Origin of the sequence: Asanoa sp. NPDC049573, from assembly GCF_040676615.1 — a bacterium.
GTDB lineage: Bacteria > Actinomycetota > Actinomycetes > Mycobacteriales > Micromonosporaceae > Asanoa.
In genome coordinates, this window is sequence record NZ_JBFAPI010000032.1 from 26564 (window position 1) to 45018 (window position 18455).

General features: G+C 67.8%; 16 protein-coding genes and 2 pseudogenes. 11 read left to right on the top strand and 7 right to left on the bottom strand.

What is annotated here, in order from left to right; translation table 11 throughout:
* Positions 1–13: 13 nt before the first annotated feature.
* The gene (locus AB0J74_RS36830) at positions 14–2509 is read left to right on the top strand and encodes a S8 family serine peptidase (protein ID WP_363457254.1); all 2496 of its coding nucleotides are present in this window, start codon (positions 14–16) and stop codon (positions 2507–2509) included.
* Between the two features lie 210 nt (positions 2510–2719).
* On the opposite strand, the gene AB0J74_RS36835 is transcribed toward AB0J74_RS36830, so the two are convergent.
* The 3 genes from AB0J74_RS36835 to AB0J74_RS36845 all read right to left on the bottom strand — a co-directional run bounded on the left by AB0J74_RS36835 (position 2720) and on the right by AB0J74_RS36845 (position 4970).
* Complete coding sequence (locus AB0J74_RS36835) at positions 2720–3013, bottom strand: DUF1330 domain-containing protein (protein WP_363457256.1); 294 nt, start codon at positions 3011–3013, stop codon at positions 2720–2722.
* Between the two features lie 86 nt (positions 3014–3099).
* A complete protein-coding gene (locus AB0J74_RS36840; protein WP_363457259.1) occupies positions 3100–4575 on the bottom strand; it encodes an MFS transporter in 1476 nt (491 codons plus the stop codon).
* Positions 4576–4607: 32 nt separating this feature from the next.
* On the bottom strand, positions 4608–4970 hold the full coding sequence (locus AB0J74_RS36845) for a MarR family transcriptional regulator (RefSeq protein ID WP_363457261.1): 363 nt from the start codon (positions 4968–4970) through the stop codon (positions 4608–4610).
* Positions 4971–5280: 310 nt separating this feature from the next.
* Here AB0J74_RS36845 and AB0J74_RS36850 point away from each other — a divergent pair.
* Positions 5281–5591: pseudogene (locus AB0J74_RS36850) on the top strand (transposase); the annotation flags it as partial.
* 38 nt (positions 5592–5629) lie between these two features.
* On the opposite strand, the gene AB0J74_RS36855 reads toward AB0J74_RS36850, so the two are convergent.
* Complete coding sequence (locus tag AB0J74_RS36855; protein ID WP_363457264.1) at positions 5630–6877, bottom strand: aldo/keto reductase; 1248 nt, start codon at positions 6875–6877, stop codon at positions 5630–5632.
* 24 nt (positions 6878–6901) lie between these two features.
* Between AB0J74_RS36855 and AB0J74_RS36860 the strand changes: the two genes are divergently transcribed.
* On the top strand, positions 6902–7684 hold the full coding sequence (locus AB0J74_RS36860) for an AraC family transcriptional regulator (RefSeq protein ID WP_363457267.1): 783 nt from the start codon (positions 6902–6904) through the stop codon (positions 7682–7684).
* 80 nt (positions 7685–7764) lie between these two features.
* Here AB0J74_RS36860 and AB0J74_RS36865 read toward each other — a convergent pair whose 3' ends face one another.
* Together AB0J74_RS36865 and AB0J74_RS36870 are read right to left on the bottom strand one after the other, a co-directional pair.
* Complete coding sequence (locus tag AB0J74_RS36865; protein ID WP_363457270.1) at positions 7765–8205, bottom strand: hypothetical protein; 441 nt, start codon at positions 8203–8205, stop codon at positions 7765–7767.
* Between the two features lie 489 nt (positions 8206–8694).
* Positions 8695–11589 carry a glycoside hydrolase family 9 protein gene (locus AB0J74_RS36870; protein ID WP_363457272.1) on the bottom strand — a complete coding sequence of 965 codons (2895 nt, stop codon included), beginning with the start codon at positions 11587–11589 and terminating at the stop codon, positions 8695–8697.
* 261 nt (positions 11590–11850) lie between these two features.
* Here AB0J74_RS36870 and AB0J74_RS36875 point away from each other — a divergent pair.
* From AB0J74_RS36875 to AB0J74_RS36885, 3 genes and pseudogenes are all read left to right on the top strand, one after another.
* Positions 11851–13257, top strand: a pseudogene (locus AB0J74_RS36875) (aldehyde dehydrogenase family protein).
* 44 nt (positions 13258–13301) lie between these two features.
* On the top strand, positions 13302–13601 hold the full coding sequence (locus AB0J74_RS36880; RefSeq protein ID WP_363457275.1) for a hypothetical protein: 300 nt from the start codon (positions 13302–13304) through the stop codon (positions 13599–13601).
* A gap of 4 nt (positions 13602–13605) precedes the next feature.
* A complete protein-coding gene (locus tag AB0J74_RS36885) occupies positions 13606–14589 on the top strand; it encodes a zinc-dependent alcohol dehydrogenase family protein (RefSeq protein WP_363457277.1) in 984 nt (327 codons plus the stop codon).
* Between the two features lie 248 nt (positions 14590–14837).
* On the opposite strand, the gene AB0J74_RS36890 is transcribed toward AB0J74_RS36885, so the two are convergent.
* The gene (locus tag AB0J74_RS36890) at positions 14838–15341 is read right to left on the bottom strand and encodes a DinB family protein (protein ID WP_363457280.1); all 504 of its coding nucleotides are present in this window, start codon (positions 15339–15341) and stop codon (positions 14838–14840) included.
* A gap of 83 nt (positions 15342–15424) precedes the next feature.
* Here AB0J74_RS36890 and AB0J74_RS36895 point away from each other — a divergent pair, with 83 nt between their 5' ends.
* The 5 genes from AB0J74_RS36895 to AB0J74_RS36915 all read left to right on the top strand — a co-directional run bounded on the left by AB0J74_RS36895 (position 15425) and on the right by AB0J74_RS36915 (position 18236).
* On the top strand, positions 15425–15742 hold the full coding sequence (locus AB0J74_RS36895) for a metalloregulator ArsR/SmtB family transcription factor (RefSeq protein ID WP_363457283.1): 318 nt from the start codon (positions 15425–15427) through the stop codon (positions 15740–15742).
* On the top strand, positions 15739–16263 hold the full coding sequence (locus AB0J74_RS36900) for an SRPBCC domain-containing protein (RefSeq protein WP_363457285.1): 525 nt from the start codon (positions 15739–15741) through the stop codon (positions 16261–16263). Before AB0J74_RS36895 ends, AB0J74_RS36900 begins: the two co-directional genes overlap by 4 nt.
* Positions 16263–16643, top strand: a complete 381-nt coding sequence (locus AB0J74_RS36905) for a VOC family protein (protein ID WP_363457288.1) — start codon at positions 16263–16265, stop codon at positions 16641–16643. Before AB0J74_RS36900 ends, AB0J74_RS36905 begins: the two co-directional genes overlap by 1 nt.
* 95 nt (positions 16644–16738) lie before the next feature.
* Entirely contained in the window at positions 16739–17026 is a 288-nt protein-coding gene (locus tag AB0J74_RS36910) for a hypothetical protein (protein ID WP_363457291.1), read from the top strand.
* 103 nt (positions 17027–17129) lie between these two features.
* Entirely contained in the window at positions 17130–18236 is a 1107-nt protein-coding gene (locus AB0J74_RS36915; RefSeq protein WP_363457294.1) for a hypothetical protein, read from the top strand.
* The last annotated feature ends 219 nt before the right edge of the window (positions 18237–18455 follow it).

An 18455-nucleotide genomic window follows, 5' to 3' on the forward strand; every position in this document is an offset into this window, starting at 1 on the left:
GGAAGGAACCGGAATGAGCATGGGGTACACGAGTCGGCGACAGTTCCTGCGGCGAGTGGGAGGCGCTGTTGCCGCCGGAGCAGGCATTGCGTTCCTGCCGGCCGGGTTCGCCTCGGCATCGTCCAAGACCGGTCCGACATTGACGCCTGACGGCGTGCCGACGTACCCGGGAGACCCCGGCTTTGTCGCCACGCGTCCAGCGGACTTTGAAGCCGCCAAAGCCAGTTGGGAAACGCCGGAATATGGTTACTATACCGGGCATAATCCCGCTAATCCCGGCACAGCCGTCGATTCCCCATGGCAGCTCGTCGCGGTAAACGCCTCCACCGCCTACGCCCTGGGCTACTTCGGGCAAGGCGTCGAGCTGGGCATGATGGATTCGGGCTACCGGACTACACACGAAGCATTTCAGACCGGGCTGATCGTTCCGGTGAGAGCGGAGGGTGTCTACGGCACGTCCGGCTTCGGGTATCGAAACGCAGCAACCCCGGGAAACCCGTTTACCGCGGGCCAGCCGTTCACTGTGGCCGGTGATCAGGCGCGAACAACCGACTACAGCCACGGGACCGGGATGCTCGGGGTTACCTCCGGCATCCGCGATGGCAAAGAACAACACGGCATCGCCTTTGGGGCGAAGATCTATGTTGCCAAGACCGGCGGTTCGGATACCCAGTCCCACGGTCCCTTCCACGATTACGTGTACTGGCACACAGCCAATAAGGCCCTGGTCGACGCGGGCGCCCAGGTCATCAACAGCAGTTGGGGCTCTTATGTCCAGACTCTTGACAGAGCGCGCTTTGACGGACGCGGCAATGATCTGGGAGTCAACGGCAACCTCGCCAACGCTTACCAGGTGGCAGGCAAGGACAGCGCCAGTGCCACGGCAATGGCGACTATTCTCCCCAACGAGTACCTGAAGGATCTGGAGTACCAGTACTTCTTCTTCAAGATTTGCTATTCAGAAGGCGGCGAACAATACAATCCGAAGTACCCCGGACGTTCCTTCATGGACGCCATCTGGGACGCCATTAAAGACAGCGGCACCGTCAACGTAAGGTCGGCCGGCAACAACGACTGGAGCAACCCGTTTTTCCGCCCGTCGTATCCCCTCTTCAATCCCTGGGCGGAAAATCAGTTCGTAGCCGTCGGCGGGGTGCAACCGCCCACCGCGACCAATCCTGAATACACAAAGCAGTTCGGGTTCAACGAGGCCGGGCTCGCCAAATGGTGGACCGTGTCGACCCCTTCAAACAGCGTTCGGACCACGAGCAGCGCTGGCGACACCAACTATTCAAACTCAAGCGGCACCTCGCCGGCGACGCCCGTTGCGACAGGGGTGATGGGGGTCCTGCTCTCCCGCTATCCGAACATGGACGCCAAACAGGTGCGTGAGCTGATGTTCACCACGGCGAACAACAAGATGTCGGACGGCGTGAGATTCCTCGGCACCGGGCAAACCTCCCCCTCCGGGGCATCCATCGCCTGGACCGCTCCCGACGGTCTTCCGGACGAACGCTGGGGCTGGGGGATTCCCGATCTGGCCAAGGGCATGTACGGCCCCGGCCAGCTCCTGAGCCCCATGACCTACAACATGGACAAAGCGCCTCTGGACGTCTGGTCGAACGACATCAGCCAGATCGCGATCAAGGAAAGAGAAAAGGAAGATCGGCAATGGCTGGCCGGCTACAAGGAGCATGGCATCGCCTTTGCCGGTGAATTCAGCCCCAACGTGCTGAAGCCGGACGGCACGCTTGACGAACAGGCCTTCATGCTTCAGGGCATTCTGGCCGATCCTTACATCCAAGCTCTTACTGACGGCCATCCCGAGTTGTACGACAAGATCACCTATAAGGACGCCGTCGAGTGGCGCAAGGAATGGATGGATGCCCGCGCGGCCTACATTCAGCACAAGATCGACAACCACCTCTACACGGCTTCGCTGACCAAGCAAGGCTCCGGGACGCTGGTCATGACGGGCCACGACACCTACGAGGGCGGCACGAGGGTTGAAGGCGGCAAGCTTTCGATCACCGGCTCGCACGCAAGCTCGATCGAGGTCAAGGGCGGCACGCTCGGCGGCAGCGGTTTCGTGGCAGGCAGCATCGACGTCGACAGTGGCGTGCTGGAGCCTGGTCTGTCGTCCGGTGAAGCGGCGTCCGCGGCGTCCCTCACCTTCACCGACGTCGCGCCCGGCAACGTCCTGAACGTCGGCGGCGACGTGACCGTCAGCCGAGCGGGTCGCCTCGCCATCACCATCGCCGGCGACCACGACTACACGAGCGTGCGGGCTGCCGGTGACCTGGTGCTGGGCGGCGAACTCGACCTGGACATTCGCGCGCGCCTGACTCCGGGCACGGTACTGACGATCATGAGCGGCGACTCGATCAAGGGCAACTTCCATTCCCTGCCGGAACGGCGGGTCCTGAACGCGGGCCGCCACCTGCTCAGGGTGTCCTACCAGGACGGCGATGTGACGCTGACCGTCGTGCGGGCGCTGCCCGGGGCCTAGCCGCAGGTAGCCTGGCCAGCCACGCTCAGGTTCGCCCGAGCGTGGCTGGCCAGGCCTTGGCCTGTCGGGTGCCAAACCTGGGTTGCCCTGGTTGACCACGGAGAGTTGCCCCCTGATCTTGGACACTTGAACCATCGATCTTGGGGCTCGGCATCGTGCAGTCGGAGCTGGGCACCGGGCAGGGTCGCCGACTCCGTTTCCCGACCCCGATCAGTCGGTGCCTTCGATGATGCGGAAGTCGCGTTCGACGCCGTCCGAGAGGGCGATCAGCGCCGCCTGGTAGGCCTCGCTCTCGCGGGCCGCGAGGGCCTGTTGAAAGCTGTCGAACTCGATCAGGATGGTGCGCTCGGCGATTCCCTCATCGTGTGCGACGACCCGACCGTCACGGGCCAGCACTCGCCCACCCGCGGCTTGGACGGCCAGGCGGGCCAGTTTGTTGTAGGCAGCCAGCTTCTCGGGGTCTGAAATGGTGCGGTAGGCACTGACCCAGTAGCCCTTGGGCACGGAACCTCCAGTGTTGGGAAGGGCGGAAATAGTTTGGCGTGACTCAGGGCACGCGTCGGTTGGCTTGCATGGGGGCGTTCCTAGCTTCAGGTTCCATCGGATGGGGCCTGCCGGCCGGTCATCGCGTCCACCGGCGCTGGTTGGGCGCGGTCGGGGGCCGCGGTCGGGTGTGTCTTGGTTGAGCGTTGGCGGGCGAGAGCCAGGGCGCTCATGGTCGTGATCGCCATCGCGGCGATGCCGACCAGCGCTGCCGTCGTGTAGGCGCCGTCGTTCGGGAAGAGATCGCCGGTGTCGGTACCGGCGGCCAGGACCAGGCCGCCGATGGCGCTGCCCAGGGAGTACCCGACGCTACGCACGACGTAGTTGAAGCTCATGGCACTCGACGTCTCGCTCTTAGGCGTGACGGCCAGGATGACGCCGGGCATGGCGGCCGAGAAGCTGCCGACACCGTAGCCCAGTACGCCCATCGCTACGAACAGTTCGGCCAGGTTCGACCGTGCCGCAGCGAAGAAGACGAACCCGCCACCGACGACGACGGCGCTGCCGGCCAAGAGCAAGGGGGCGTCGATCCGTCGGCGAACCCGAGGCGTGAGGTTGCCGGCGACGAACCCCAGCACCGAGAACGGGACAAGCACAAGCCCGGCGACGAAGGTGGTCAGCCCGAAGCCGTAGCCGGCGCTGTGCGGCGTCTGCGCGTACCGGGTGATGAGCGTCAGAAGGAGGTACATGCCGATCCCGGCGACGAACATGGCGATGTTCGCCCCGGCGATGGCCGGGTGCCGCATCGCCCGGACATCAACCAGCGGTGTCTTACTACGCAGCTCGGAGGCTACCCAGACGCACAACAGGAGCACGGCGACGATGGCAAGGAGCACCGCCACGGCACGGTGATGGCCCCACAAACTCGTCTGACTTGCAAGCAGCAGGACGAGGAGCAGTCCAGCCGTCAGGACGAGCGCGCCCGCTACGTCCACCCGGGCCGAGCGGCCTTCAGGAGCTACGGGTATGGAGCGCCAAGCGGTCAGGAAGGCGAGTACGGCGACGAGCAGACCGAGGCCGTAGGCGGCCCGCACCCCGCCGACCTCGGTGAGCAGCGCGGCGAGTGGGTAACCGACGCCGGCCCCGACGATCGAGATCACCGAGATCAGGGCGATCGAGGCCGCGCTGCGCTCCTCGGGAAGATGGTCCCGGGCTACGCCCATCATCAGCGCTGTCAGACCGAGCCCGACGCCCTGGCCTGCCCTACCGACAACCAGCCACGCGAACGGTAGGGGCAACACGGTGAGCGCACTGCCGGCGACGACCACCCCCAGCGTGGCAAGAATCGTGGCCCGTCGGTGGGAACCGGCTCCGAGCCGACCCAGCACGGGCGTAGCGACGGCGCCACTGAGCAGTGCGATGGTCAACGTCCACTGTGCACTATCGAGTGCGACGTGGAACGAGGTCGCCACGCTGGTGATCAGCGGTGTCCCAAGGCTGGCGACTGCCGCCACGACCAGCGCGATGAACATCAGCGCGGGGACCAGCAGCCGCGCCTGAGGACGCTCCGGGGCAGTGCTCATCGGCCGGTCCCGGTCGCCGGGTGACCGTCTCGTCATTGCTTCGACCGTTCTCGATCCTCGCTGTCGAGCTCGGCCAGATGTTGCAGTGCCGGAAGCGCTGCCACCAAGGTCTCGACCTCCTCGTCGGTGAGCTTGTCGATCAACCCCGCATACGCTTGGACACCCGCCCGGCGCCGCGCCCGGACGTAGGACGCGCCGGCCTCGGTCAGACTGGCCAGCGTGACCCGCTTATCGGACGGGTCGCCTCGCCGCTCGACCAACCCGGACTCCTCCATCACCCGAACCAGGACAGTCATCGCAGGCTGGGTGACGCCCTCGATCGCGGCCAAATCGGTGATTCGTCGTGGGCCGGTCCTATCCAGAGTGGCCAGGGTGGCAGCGGACGTGAGGCTCATGTCACGTGGAAGACGCCTCACGGCCCTGGTAGCCAGCCCGTAGAGGGCTGACCCGATTGCGGTGGAGGCGCGACGAGCGGAGTCTTGACGGCCCATGGCGGAAGCATAGCAGCTTTATATGAAGTCTTTATCCATCCCCGATCGGCATGCGGTGGCTCGATCGTCTGCGCTGCCGACCAGCGGATGACGGCCCGAACCGTGTCGTCGGCTTCCTTCGGCGAGTCCGAGCGACAAACTGGGATCCGGACACACCACCGCTGTCATCGGGTACGCGCTGCTCACCTGGCTGCTCGCCTTCTGCACTGGCATGGCGGCCGGTCGCATCCCAGTGGCGATCGAGACGCAGCGTGGCCTGCCGGTCACGTGCCTACGCGCGACACGCCACAAGGTCTACGCGATCAATCCCTTTGCGGTGGCCCGCTACCGCGAACGCCACACTGTCGCCCGCTCCGAGTCCGACCATGCCGACGCCATGACGCTGGCCACATTCTGCGGGTCGATGCCGACGCCCGCCGGCCGCTGCCGCGCGACTCCGAGCTGGTGCAAGCCATCGCCGTGCTGGTCAGAGAACAGCAGGACGCCGCATGGAATCGCCAGCAGCTCACCAGTCAACTGCGCTCCTCCTGCGGAGTCCTTCCCCGCGGCACTGCCCGGAATGCTTAGTACCTGACCGCGCTGGAGGCGAGCAGGGGTGACGTACTTGTCGTCCGGCCGTCGACCGTCGCGCCCGCGAACGCCAGTGTGGGCGCCAGAATTCGGTTGTTGTCGGCAGGGAAGTTGAGCGCCGGCGTCGACACCTGGTCCAGACGGGCCGTCTGCTCATCCGACAACCGGACGTCGACCGCGTCCAGGTTAGCCTTCAGCTGGTCGAGGCGCCGCGCCCCGATCAGCACCGACGACACGCCGGGGCGGGCGCCGACCCAGGCCAGCGCCGCTGCTGCCGGTGTGACCCCGGCCTCGGCCGCGACCTCGTGCAGCACGTCGATCACCTGCCAGTCACGCTCTGCGGGCGCGCCGACGAGGGCGCCACGGAGGGTGTCGACGTTCGCGGTGCCCCGCGCGAACTTCCCGGAGAGCCAGCCGCTCTTCAACGGGCTCCACGGCAGCACGCCGAGACCGTGCTCGGCCGCCATCGGCATGAGGTCGCCTTCACCCGTGCGCTCCAGCAGCGAATACTCGATCTGCAGACCGATCGCCTGCGTCCAGCCGCGGAAGTGCGCGACGACCTGCGCCTCGGCCGCCTTCCACGCGGGCAGGTCGGAAAGCCCGACGTACCGGATCTTGCCGGCCGTGATCAGGTCGTCGAGGGCGCGCAGGGTCTCCTCGATCGGGACCCCGCGGTCCCAGTTGTGCATCCAGTACAGGTCCAGGTAGTCGGTGCCCAAACGGCGCAGGGACTCCTCGGCCTGGGCGATGACGGCCTTGCGTCCGGCGCCGCCGCCATTCGGGTCACCGGGGAACAGGTTGCCGAAGAACTTCGAGCCGAGCACGATCCGGTCACGCAGGCCGGGGCGGGCGGCCAGGTAATCGCCGATGATCTTCTCGGAGTGGCCATTGGTGTAGATGTTGGCCGTGTCAATGGAGTTGCCGCCGCGTTCCACGTACTCGCTGATCATCGCCTCGGACTCCGCGACCGAGGCACCCCAGCCGTGGTCCTCACCGAAGGTCATCGCGCCGAGCGTGTACGGGCTGATACGCAGGCCAGAGCGGCCCAGTGTGACGAAATTGTCGAGTGCCATGCCTCGAGTCCACACCCGTAGGCCTCGCACCGAGTAGATCGATACCGCCATCGCGTTGCCTGATCCTGCCAAAGTGGCACCATTGCCCATGTGAGCGCACTGCCGGAGATCCGCGACCTGGTGCTGCGTCACGCCGGTCGCCCCACACCGCCCGGCCTGGTCCTCCACCGCTCCGACTCACCCACCGAGCCCATGCCGGCCCGTTCGACGGCGGTGTTCGCGTTGGTCGCCCAGGGTGCGAAGCGTGCGACGCTGGGGACACGCCTGTTCTCGTACAGCGCTGGGCAGTTCATCGTCGCGTCGATGCAGTTGCCCGTCATTGCCCACGTCAGCGAGGCCTCGCCCGGGGAGCCGTACCTCGTCCTGGGCCTCGCTCTGCGGCCGCCCCTGATCGCCGAGTTGGTGCTGGACGCGCCGCCGCAGGCCCCCGGCGGCCCGGCGCCCGGCATCGCGGTCAGCACAGCCGGCGACGACCTGCTCGACGCAGTAGTACGGCTGCTACGGCTGCTCGACCGCCCGGACGACCAGCGAGTGTTCTGGGCAGCCATGGAACGCGAGGTCGTCTGGCGGCTGCTGACCGGCGAGCAGGGCGGCACGGTACGGCAGGTAGGGCTCGGCGACAGCAACGTTGTGCACATCGAGCGAGCCATCCGGTGGATACAGGAGCACCACGCCGACCTGTTCCGCGTCGAGGACGCGGCGCGCGTCGCCGGAATGAGCCGGACCTCGTTCCACCGCCACTTCCGCGCCGTCACCACGATGACGCCGATCCAATTCCAGAAACTCGTCCGGCTCCAGGAGGCGAGGGCCCGACTGCTCGCCGCACCCGGCGACGTGGCGGCCGTCGGATTCGCCGTCGGTTACGAGAGCGCGTCGCAGTTCAGCCGCGAATACCGGCGGTTGTTCGGCATGCCGCCGGGCCAGGACGCTGCCCGTCTTTCCCGGGTAAGCCCCGCGCGGCTCGCCGACGTGTGAGTCCGGGAGTTGTGAAGTTTGTACCGACGCGCTCTCCTCTCCGACAGGCTCCTGGCAACCGCAGCACGCTTGGATCCTCGTCAGGTGCCCGTCGGCTGCTTCTTGGGGCGACCAGTCCAGAGCATCAAGATGGTGACCATCGAGCCCACCAGTCCGGCCAGGTTAATGAGCCACAGCCCGGTTCCGACCCTTACCTGGACGGCCCCAATCATCGACTCGCCGATGCCGAACACGTCAACTTCTGAGGCGCTGGCCAGATCGTGCCGCATGCTTTCCTCGGCCGACGAGAGGTCGGCAAGCTCCCCCAACCCGAGACCAAGCAGTGCCAGAGCGGCGAGCACAGCGACGATCCGCACGGCGGTTGGCATACGTTGCCCGCGCAGGATCAGAGTTCCAGATCCGGCCAGGACGAGGCCAAGTGCTGCAATGATCCAGCCATCGGCGGTTCCGTCCACACCCGACGCGCTGATCGTGCCCATGAACGGCCCGCTGACGCTGGCCCAAGGGAGGAACGAGCCCACCGTGGCAGCCGAGCCGGCACCCAACACGATCCATGGTGGGGCTGCCAAGCCCGGCGCGGAGGTGTCGCTCAGCGGCGGCTGCTCGCCAGATCGCGGTCCGTCCTTCGGCCGTGGTACCTGCGGGTTAGAAGGCACCATCGTTTCAATCCCCCTGTGTTTAGACGCCTTCACACTTGGTTGTTGATGGCGTTGCGGGCGACTGTAGAGCAACTGCAATCTCGTGGACTAGCGTGCAAAGCAAATCCGCCCAGCTCAGGGCGTGTGCCTGCACGTCTGCGGGCGCGTTTCGGGTCGTGAAGTCGTGTCTAGGTGGTGCTCGAACCTGTACCCGTCCGTGGTCGGGCGGACGACGCGCGCGGCCCTTCAGAAAGCGACCCTGTCCGGGGAACCGCGGCGAGCTCACACCGCCGTCGGCTGGCGACCTCATACCTGAATCTTGGACAGTTACCGCTCGTGCGGAACGGTAACTGTCCAAGATCTCGACACGAATCAGGCGGTGCAGGCGACGCCGTTGAGGGTGAAGCTGGTCGGCTTCGGGTTGCTGCCCGTGTGGGTGCCGTTGAAGCCGATGCCGGTCGACGCCCCCGGTGCCAGCGCACCGTTGTAGGACAGGCTCGTCGCGGTGACCGCCGTACCGGTCTGGGTGAACGTCGCCGACCAGCCCTGGCTGACCTTCTGCCCGGTGTGCGGGAAGGTGAAGCCGAGGCTCCAGCCGTTGATCGCGGTCGTCCCGGTGTTGCTGATCGTGATGTTCGCGGTGAACCCGCTGTCCCAGTCGTTTGTCGCGTACGCCACTGTGCAGGCACCGGCGGCGGGCGGCGCCGACGTGGTCACGGTGACCGACGCGGACGCCGGGGAGGTGTTGCCGGCCGCGTCGACGGCCACGACGTAGAAGGTGTACGCGGTGGCCGCGGTCAGCCCGGTCACCGCGAGCGTGGTGCCGGTGGGCGACCCGACGAGCAGGTCCGTCGCACCGTTCTCCCGGTAGACCCGGTAGCCGGTGACGCCGACGTTGTCGGTCGACGCCGCCCAGCTCAGGGTCACCCCGCTCGTGGTGATCGTGGACGCGGTCGGCTGGCCGGGCGCGGTCGGCGCGACGGCGTCCGGCGCGGGCGGGTCGGTGGTGGTGACGGAGACCGGTGGGGACGCGACGGAGCGGTTGCCCGCGGCGTCCTTGGCCACCACGTAGAACGCGTAGGAGGTGGAGGCGGTCAGCCCGGTCACCGCGAACGTTGCGGCGGTGGGCGAGCCGACGAGGACGTCGGTGGCGCCGGCCTCGCGGTAGACGTCGTACCCGGTGACGCCGACGTTGTCGGTCGACGCCGCCCAGCTCAGGGTCGCGCCGGTCGCGGTGACCGCCGACGCGGTGGGCCGGCCGGGCGCGGTCGGCGCGGTGGTGTCCGGGGTGGGCGCGCCGGGCTCGACGCCCCAGACCCGCCGACCACCGGCGTAGAGCGGCACGTTGCGGTTGGGCCCGGCGACGGTGCTGTACGACGGGTCGTTGGTCGGGTCCCAGGTGCCGCCCTCCGGTACGCCGACCTTGAACTGCACCTCCATCCGGTGCTGCGACTGCCCGGCCGGGGCGATGGTGTACCCGGTGCAGTCGACCTCGACGTACCAGAGGTCGCCGGAGACCTGGCGGGCCGTGGACGGCGACGGGCAGCCCTGGGTGTAGCCGGGGGTGACCACGACGGGCGTCGCGCCGTCGGCGCGGAAGTAGTAGCGGAACTTCGCGTCGGTCAGGGCGCGGGCCGGGTACGCGGAGCGGTTGTAGATGATGGCCTTGAGCCCGGTGCCCCGCGGCTCGGCCTGCATCACCGTGGTCTCAACGGTCAACTCGTCGCGGTCCGGGGTTTCGGCGACCGGGAAGTTCGCCAGCGGTGTGCCGCCGTGCTTGGTCACCAGCGCGGCGAGCGCGGAGGTGAAGCCGGCGTTGTAGTCGGTGGCGACCTCGTTCATCACGTAGTCCGACCGGGTGTCGCTGTACGCGTCGTTGGCCGACGAGGGCCCACCCACCAGCGCGCCGTAGAGCACATGCCGGGTCTCCTCGGGCACGGTCTGGCTGTCCCACCAGGAGCCGTGCGCGGTGCGGTGGTGCGGGTTCTTCGGCGAGTTGGCGCCGAACCCGATGACGTAGCTGGAGTTGCGCGGGTTGTCGCCGAGCGCGTAGTTGATCTGCCGCAGCGCGAAGTCCTGGTACCGGGCCTTGCGGGTGGCGTCGGTGAGCTGGTCACCGTGCAGCAGGGCGACGAAGCTGGTGTTCGCCGCGTAGCGCAGCGCGCCCCACGAGTCGAGCACCGCCATGCCGCCCGGCGAATACGGCACCCGTTGCCCGTTCACGCCGACGGTCCAGTAGTCGAGCCACCGGTTGGCGTCGTCCAGGTACTTCTGCTTGCCGGTCAGGCGGGCCAGCAGCACGTACGCGCCGTACTGCTTGTTGTCCCAGGCGATCGTCCACTTGTAGGACTTGGTGGTGGTCTGGTTCTCGTTGCCGAGCAGGTCGTACCCGCTCTCGGCCTTGGCGAGGTAGCTGGCGTCGCCGGTGGCCCGGTACAGCCAGATCGCACCCCAGACCAGCTCGTCCTGGTAGCCGCTCCACGACCGGTAGAAGTTGGTCGCGTCGGTGATGCACTCGTGGTAGCTCTTCCGCACCGTGTCGGCGAACGTGTAGAGCTGCTTCGCGTGGCCGAGCAGCTTGTCCGCGTAGACGGCGTCGGTGGGTCGGAAGACCATGGACGACGCGGCCATCGCCGCCGCCGTCTCTCCGGCCAGGTCCGCACCGCCACAGCTCGCATCGATCTTGTACGAGGGACGCGCCATCGGCATCACCTCGGCCGGACCCCACCACTTGTGGTCGGCGTCGCCGTTGCCGATCTGTCCGTAGAGGACGTTCGGTGACGGGTGCGCCTTGACGAAGTAGTCGTTGACGAAGCGCAGGTTGTTGAGCAGGTGCGTGAGCTGCCCGGAGGCCACGTAGCCGTCCCGGTACTCGACCGCGCCCCAGGCGAGCATGGTGGCGCTGAACGCCATCGGGAAGCCGAACTTGACGTGGTCGCCGGCGTCGAACCAGCCGCCGGTCAGGTCGAGCCCGACATCGGCGCCGTCGGTCAACGCGGAGTCCCCGCGCCAGGAGACGCGGTTCCAGGAGGGCTTGGGGCCGGACTGCTGGGCCTCGTAGAAGAAAAGGGACTTCTGCAATGCCTCGGCGTAGTTGAAGGCGGGCGCGGCGGCCTGCACGCCGGTCGTGGCGGGGACAGCCGCGGACGCGGGACCGGAAACGGCGCCGAGGGTGAGCCCGGTGACCAGGGCCGCACCGGCGGCGAGGACACGGCGTGGCCACGGCCGGTCGGACCGCGCCCGCCGGAGGCGTCTGACGTGGTGCATGACGGTTACTCCTGTCGGAGGGTGGGGGGCAGGTCCAGGGCTCGGGAGCGCTCCCATGGATAGACGACAATGTAACGGGGACGTCATCAGTTTGTGAAGGGCGGTCACTCTCATCGACATGAGCGGATGCGACGCTTGACAGTCCGGTCTCCCACCCGGGACTACCTGCCATGATCCACATTTCACGCCGCCGACTCGCCGCACTCACCTTTACAGGAGTCACCCATGTCGCAGTTGCCGACAGTTGCCACCGACCTGACCATGACGATCGGCGGGACCGCGGTGGCCGGCGGGTCGTCGTTCGACGTGATCAACCCCGCCGACGAATCCGTCGTCGCGTCCGTGCCCGAATGCACCCGGGAGGAGCTCGACGCCGCGGTGGCCGCCGCCCGCGCCGCCGCCCCAGCCTGGGCCGCCGTGCCGTTCGCGCGGCGGCGGGAATCGCTGCGCGAAATGGCCGACATGGTGGACGCCCACCTCGACGAGCTCAGTCGGCTCGTCACCGCCGAGCAGGGCAAGCCGCCGTCGGTGGCGGCGGCCGAGGTGGCGGGACTGCCCTACTGACTGCGCGAGACCGCCGACCTTACGCTGTCGGAGAAGGTGAACGAGGACAACACCGAGCGCCTGTCGGTGACCCGGCGGGTACCCCTGGGCGTGGTCGCCGCGATAACCCCGTGGAACTACCCGATGGGGCAACTCTCCTTCAAGCTCGGACCGGCACTGCTGGCCGGCAACACCGTGGTGGTGAAACCCTCGGCGTTCACCCCGCTGTCCACCCTGCGGCTCGGCGAGCTGCTGCGCGACCTACTGCCGGCCGGCGTGCTCAACGTCGTCTCGGGCAGCGGGGACCTGGGCTCCTGGCTCAGCGGACACCCCGGCATCGACAAGGTCAGCTTCACCGGCTCCACCCGGACCGGTCGCGCGGTCATGGCGGGCGCCGCTGCGACGCTGACCCGAATCACCCTCGAGCTGGGCGGCAACGACCCGGCGATCGTCATGCCCGACGTGGACGTGCCGAGCATGGCGGAGAAGCTGTTCTGGGCGGCGTTCAGCAACACCGGGCAGATCTGCCTCGCCGCCAAGCGGGTCTACATCCATGCCGACATCTACGAGGAGCTGACCCGGGCCCTCGCCGCGTACGCCGCCACGATCCGGATGGGTGACCCAACCCAGGAAGGAACCCAGCTCGGCCCGATCTCCAACCGCCGCCAGTACGACGCCGTGCTGGACCTGATCGAGGACTGCCAGCGACAGGGGCACACGTTCCTGACCGGCGGGACGCCCGAGCCACGTCCGGGTTTCTTCGTACCCGTGACACTGGTCGACAACCCGCCGGAAGAGTCCCGGATCGTACGCGAGGAGCAGTTCGGCCCTGTCCTGCCGTTGCTGCGCTTCGATGATGTCGACGACGCGGTTGCTCGCGCCAACGCCGGCGAGTATGCCCTCGGCGCCTCGGTCTGGTCGGCCGATCCCGACGCCGCCCTCGCCGTCGCCGGCCGGCTCGACGCCGGCACCGTCTGGGTCAACGAGATCATGCACCTCAGCGCGCAGGTCGCCTTCGGCGGCCGCAAGCAGTCCGGCATCGGTGTGGAGAGCGGCCACGACGGGCTGCTCGAGTTCACCGAGGCACAGACCATCACCGTCCGGCACCACCCGCGGGCCGCCTGACCGTCCACCGTCCGGTCCACCGCGCCATCAGCAGGAGTACAAGCATGAGCGAAGCGCTCGAGATCACGATATTGCGGCTCGTCCCCGGCGTCACCGGCGCCGAGTTCGTCGAGGCGAACGACGACATCAACACCTACCTGCGACGCCGGCCTGGCTTTCGCCGGCGACGGATCGCCGAAGACGGTGACGGCACGATCATCGACATCGTCGCGTGGGACTCCGCCTCCGACGGCCGGCGCAGCGCATCCGGGATCATGACGGAGATGGCCGACTCCCCGGTGCACGCGACCATCGACCACGCCACCGTCGACTTCCGCATCGTCCCGGTACTGGAAACGAGGTAGTGACATGCGTGCGTTGGTGCTCAGGGAGTTCGGCGGCCCGCTGACCCTCGCGGAGATCGAGCAGCCGGTAGCAGGCCCCGGACAGGTGCTGGTCCGGGTCACAGCTAGCGGTGTCAACCCGTTGGACACCAAGATCCGGGCAGGCAGGGCCGCCCACGCCCGCGTCCATCCGCCGGCTGTACTGGGCATGGACCTGGCCGGCGCCGTGGCCGAGGTCGGTTCGGGAGTCACCGATTTCGCTCCCGGCGACGAGGTGTACGGCTTGACCGGCGGCGTGGGCGATCTCCAGGGGTCGCTGGCCGAGTACGCCGCCGTGGACGCCCGGTTACTCGCCCGCAAGCCTGAGTCGTTGACCCCCCGTGAGGCGGCAGCTCTACCGCTATCCGTCATCACCTCGTGGGAGGCGCTGGTGGACCGGGCGCGGGTGACCGCCGGCCAGCGGCTGCTGGTCCACGGGGGCGCGGGCGGCGTGGGGCACGTCGCCATCCAGCTCGCCCGCGCCCGGGGCGCCGAGGTGTTCGCCACCGGATCGCCCCGAAGCCTGGCGACGATCACACGTCTCGGGGCGACGCCGATCGACTACACCACCACGCCCGTCGAGGACTACGTCGCCGAATACACCGGCGGCGACGGCTTCGACATCGTCTTCGACACCATCGGGGGCGCGACCCTCGACCTGTCCTTCAACGCCGTCCGTGCCTACACCGGCCACGTCGTCAGCGCCCTCGGCTGGGGCACGCACAGCCTCGCACCACTGTCGTTCCGTGGCGCCACCTACTCCGGCGTCTTCACCCTGATGCCGATGCTGACCGGCAAGAGACGCGAGCACCACGCGGAGATCCTGCGCGAGGCCGGGGCGCTGGCCGACACACGAGTGCTGCGGCCGATTCTCGATCCCCGACGCTTCACGCTGTCCACCGTCGACGACGCCTACGCCGTCGTGGAGAACGGCACCGGCAACGGCAAGATCGTCGTCGACATCGAGTGACGGTCCGCCACGCGATTCACGGCCGCTGCTGCGTTCCGGTCGAAGCAACAGCCGAATCTGAACAGCCGGACGGCGTCACGCGAACGTCCCGGGTTGGGCGTCGCACAGCATTCCCAGGGCGGTGATTGAGCTTGACGGATATAGCGTCGGCTACAGTCTCGCGCGGGGCGGCGAGGGACACAGGTGCGCAGGTCCCCACATAGCGCGCGCCTTCCCAAGCTGGTCCCGAGCTCAGCCAGGGCCACTGGTCAGGTGTTCACCAGCCACTGTTGCCCGTCGATGAGTTCACGAACCGCGTCGAGGTGTCCGGCGTGGCAGGCGGTCTCAGTGATCACATGGAGCAGGACATCCCGAACATTGGGCAGGCGCCACTCACCCTCGGGAAAGGGCCACCAGACCAGGTCGGCATCTGGGGACGAGGCGGCGATGACGGCATCCGCCAAGGCGGCCTCATGGCGATAGCGGTCAAGGACGTCGGCGGCCGGCAGCCCGGGATCCACCTGCCATGCGCTGCCTTGGCTACCCACCTGGTCGATGACCACCGGATCCCCAGCCACAACGGCACGGAAGTACAAACGCTCCACCGACAGCGTGAGGTGTTGCACCATCCCCAGGCAGCTCCACCCAGAGGGCAGCACGGGGCGCCGTAGCGCCTCATCGCTCAGGCCCTCCACGGCACCCAGCACGTGGTTTCGCTGCCTCTGGAGGCACTGCATCAACGCGGTGATCTCGGCGTCGACTGCCACCGTCATTCCTGAACCTCCCGGACACGACACTTCCTCACGGATGCGAATGTAACCTTGCGGGTACGTACCCGCAAGGTTACATTCGCATCATGGACGCCGTGTTGCACGCGCTGGCAGACGAGAGCCGGCGCACGGTTCTCGGGATTCTCCGCGACCACCCGGCGAGTGCAGGTGAGCTGGCCGAGGCTCTCCCGATCGCTCGCCCGGGCGTGTCCCGACATCTCCGCGTGCTGCGGGAAGCCGGGCTGGTCGACGTACGCCAGGACGCGCAGCGCCGGATCTACACACTCCGCCTGGAGGCGCTCGTCGAGGTCGACGAGTGGCTGGGACCGTACCGCCGGCTCTGGGAGAACCGGCTCGACGCTCTTCATTCTGAGATCGCACGAGGAAAGAAGGCACGACGATGACCACGATCGCGACGATGCGAACGCTCGACGAGACCCGCGGAGCAGTCAGGGTCGAGAGCCTTTACGACACGGACATCGGCGACCTCTGGCAGGCGTGTACGACGCCTGAGCGGCTGGCCCGCTGGATCGCCCGGGTCGACGGCGACATGCGGGTCGGCGGCACGATCCAGACCGTCTTCACGAGCAGCTGGACCGGTCCGGCGCGCATCGAGGTGTGCGATGCGCCCCACCACCTGCTGCTGACGACGGAGCCGACCACCGACGACGAGGGGCAGATCGAGGCGTGGCTGACCGAGGAGGGCTCCAAGACCCGGCTGGTGGTCGAGGAGCGCGGCCTGCCGATGAGGCATCTCCCGTTCCACGCCTCTGGTTGGCGGGTCCACCTCGAGGATCTCGGTCGGTCGCTGGAGGTCGACGGCCCTGTCCATCCGGAGGGCTGGAGCTCCGATGCCGGAGCGCCCGGCTGGAAGGAACGCTGGGAAGAGCTCACGCCGAAATACCAGCAGATGGAGATCGGTTGATGTCGGACCTGATTAGGCTCAGCCTGACGACGGTCAATGCGCCCGACGCGATCGCGCTCGCGCGGTTCTACGCCGAGATCACCGGCGGGGTCGCGAGGGGTGACGAGCACTGGGCGCTCGTAGAAGGGCCCAACGGTGACATCGGGTTCCAGCGGGTCGACGACTACCGGCCACCCACCTGGCCGGATGGCGAGGTGGGGATGCAGATGCACCTCGAGTTCTTCGTCGACGACCTGGTGGCGACCGGAGCGCGTGTGCTGGCGGCCGGCGCTACCCGACTCGAGCATCAGCCCAACGCGGACCACTGCTTCGTGTACGCCGACCCGGCCGGGCATCCGTTCTGCCTGTCCATGTGGGGGGCCCCGAGAGTCGGCGACTGACTCAGCTACGGCCCGATCAATCGCCCACGTACACGTCCGCGACCGAGAACCGCCCAGACGGTGCGCAGTGGCCCGTCCTCGAATCGTTGACGTCGGTGGACGCGATGCTGGAGCGGTGGCAAAGCCACGAGTCGATCAAGGAGGCCGGGCCGTACCGACTTCCCGAGGTCCGACTGCACGCTCGCGTCCTGGTATCGCGTGGCCGGCTCGCCGCAGCCCGCGACCTATACCAGATCGACTTCGAACGGACCCAGCCGTCGCACCGGCCCTACCTGCTGCAACGCTTCGCCGAGCTCGGCGTGCCCGTGACTTTGACTCGCCGAGCTGTGACGCGACCGGCCCGCAAGCTCTCCCATGAGGGGGCCTCTATGCCGTCGTCCTGACCGTCAGGGAACCAGTAAGGAGTGTCGACGCCATCTGCAAACTTTGTTATCGATGGGTGAAGCCGGGGTTGTCGGCGGGGATCCTTCCTTGATGGAGGTTCGCATGCGACGACTGATGTGCCTGCTGTCGATCCTGGTGGCGCTGTTCGCAGCGGCCGGACCCGCCGCCGCATTCGGTGACACCCGCGCTCCCGTCCTGAATGCGTTGGCCACGGCACCGCAGGTCCACGGTGCATGGCATTGCGGCAACGACTTCTGCACGTGGGGTGCGGCCCGTACGGTCGCCGAGTTCGACGGCGCCAACCACTGGCTGATCGACCGCGGCGACGGTCGTCCATCGGTCAACCTGGTCGTGCTCAGCTTCGTCAACCCGTTGCGGCTGCTGCGGCAGACGACCGACGCGACAACCCTCAGCGGAGTGCCGCGTGGCATCACCCCGGAGATCGTCAGTTACTTCACGTCGCGGGGCGTCCGGGTCATGCTCTCGATCGGGGGCATCACCTACACCGACGACTGGGACTCTGCCCTGTCCGAGAACCCGACCCTCCTCGGGCAGCGGGCCGCCTCAGTGGCCGGTCAACTCGGCGTGGGGATCGAGATTGACTACGAGCAGAACACCAATCCCAACCTCCCCGCCCTCCAGACCTTCATCGACGCCTACCGCGCCGTCCATCCCTACGACGCCACCGGCGCCCGGGCCGCCGCCCGACTCACCATCGACGTGGCCGCCGGCGACCGCTGGTTGATCGCCCTCAACCGGAAGGCGACCTCCGACTGGCTGCGCACCGACAAGCCGGTACTCGACTACGCCAATGCGATGGTGACTGCCCGGCCCGCCTCGGCCTCGAACGCGATCGCCGACTGGCAGGAGCACATTGACGGCAAGCCACAGTTCGCGCCGCCGGTGCCACCCCTGGCACCCGCCAAGTTCACCGGCGCCACCTACATCGCGTACGGCGGCAAGCCCCTCCCCGACTGCGTCAACTACCCGGCGTCCGTGGAGAACGCCACCGCACCGTACGTGCAAAGCGTCGCCCCCAACGGCGCCGGCACCACAGCGGGGATGCTCGGCTTCATGTTCTGGGCCGCCGAACGGCCGTCCACCCGCGGCATCGGAACGGTCCCGCCGAACACCTGCGAGGGCGGCGTCGGCGCCGGAGCCACCGCGCTCGCCGTCCTCGTCCCGATGCCTCCGTTACGCCAGTCGTGATCCGGCCGGTGACCGACGGGCTTGGCGTGCGGCCGTTGCCGTGCCGCGTTTTGTTCAGCCTCAGCCGCCGTACGGACGGGTAATGATCTCGAGGAAGTGCCCGCTCGGATCTTCCCAGTACACACCGCGCCCGCCGTCGTTGGTGTTGATCTCGCTGGGGCGACGTCGCCCTGGGTCGGCCCAGTAGTCAAGTCCCCGAGCGCGGATCCGGCCGAAGAT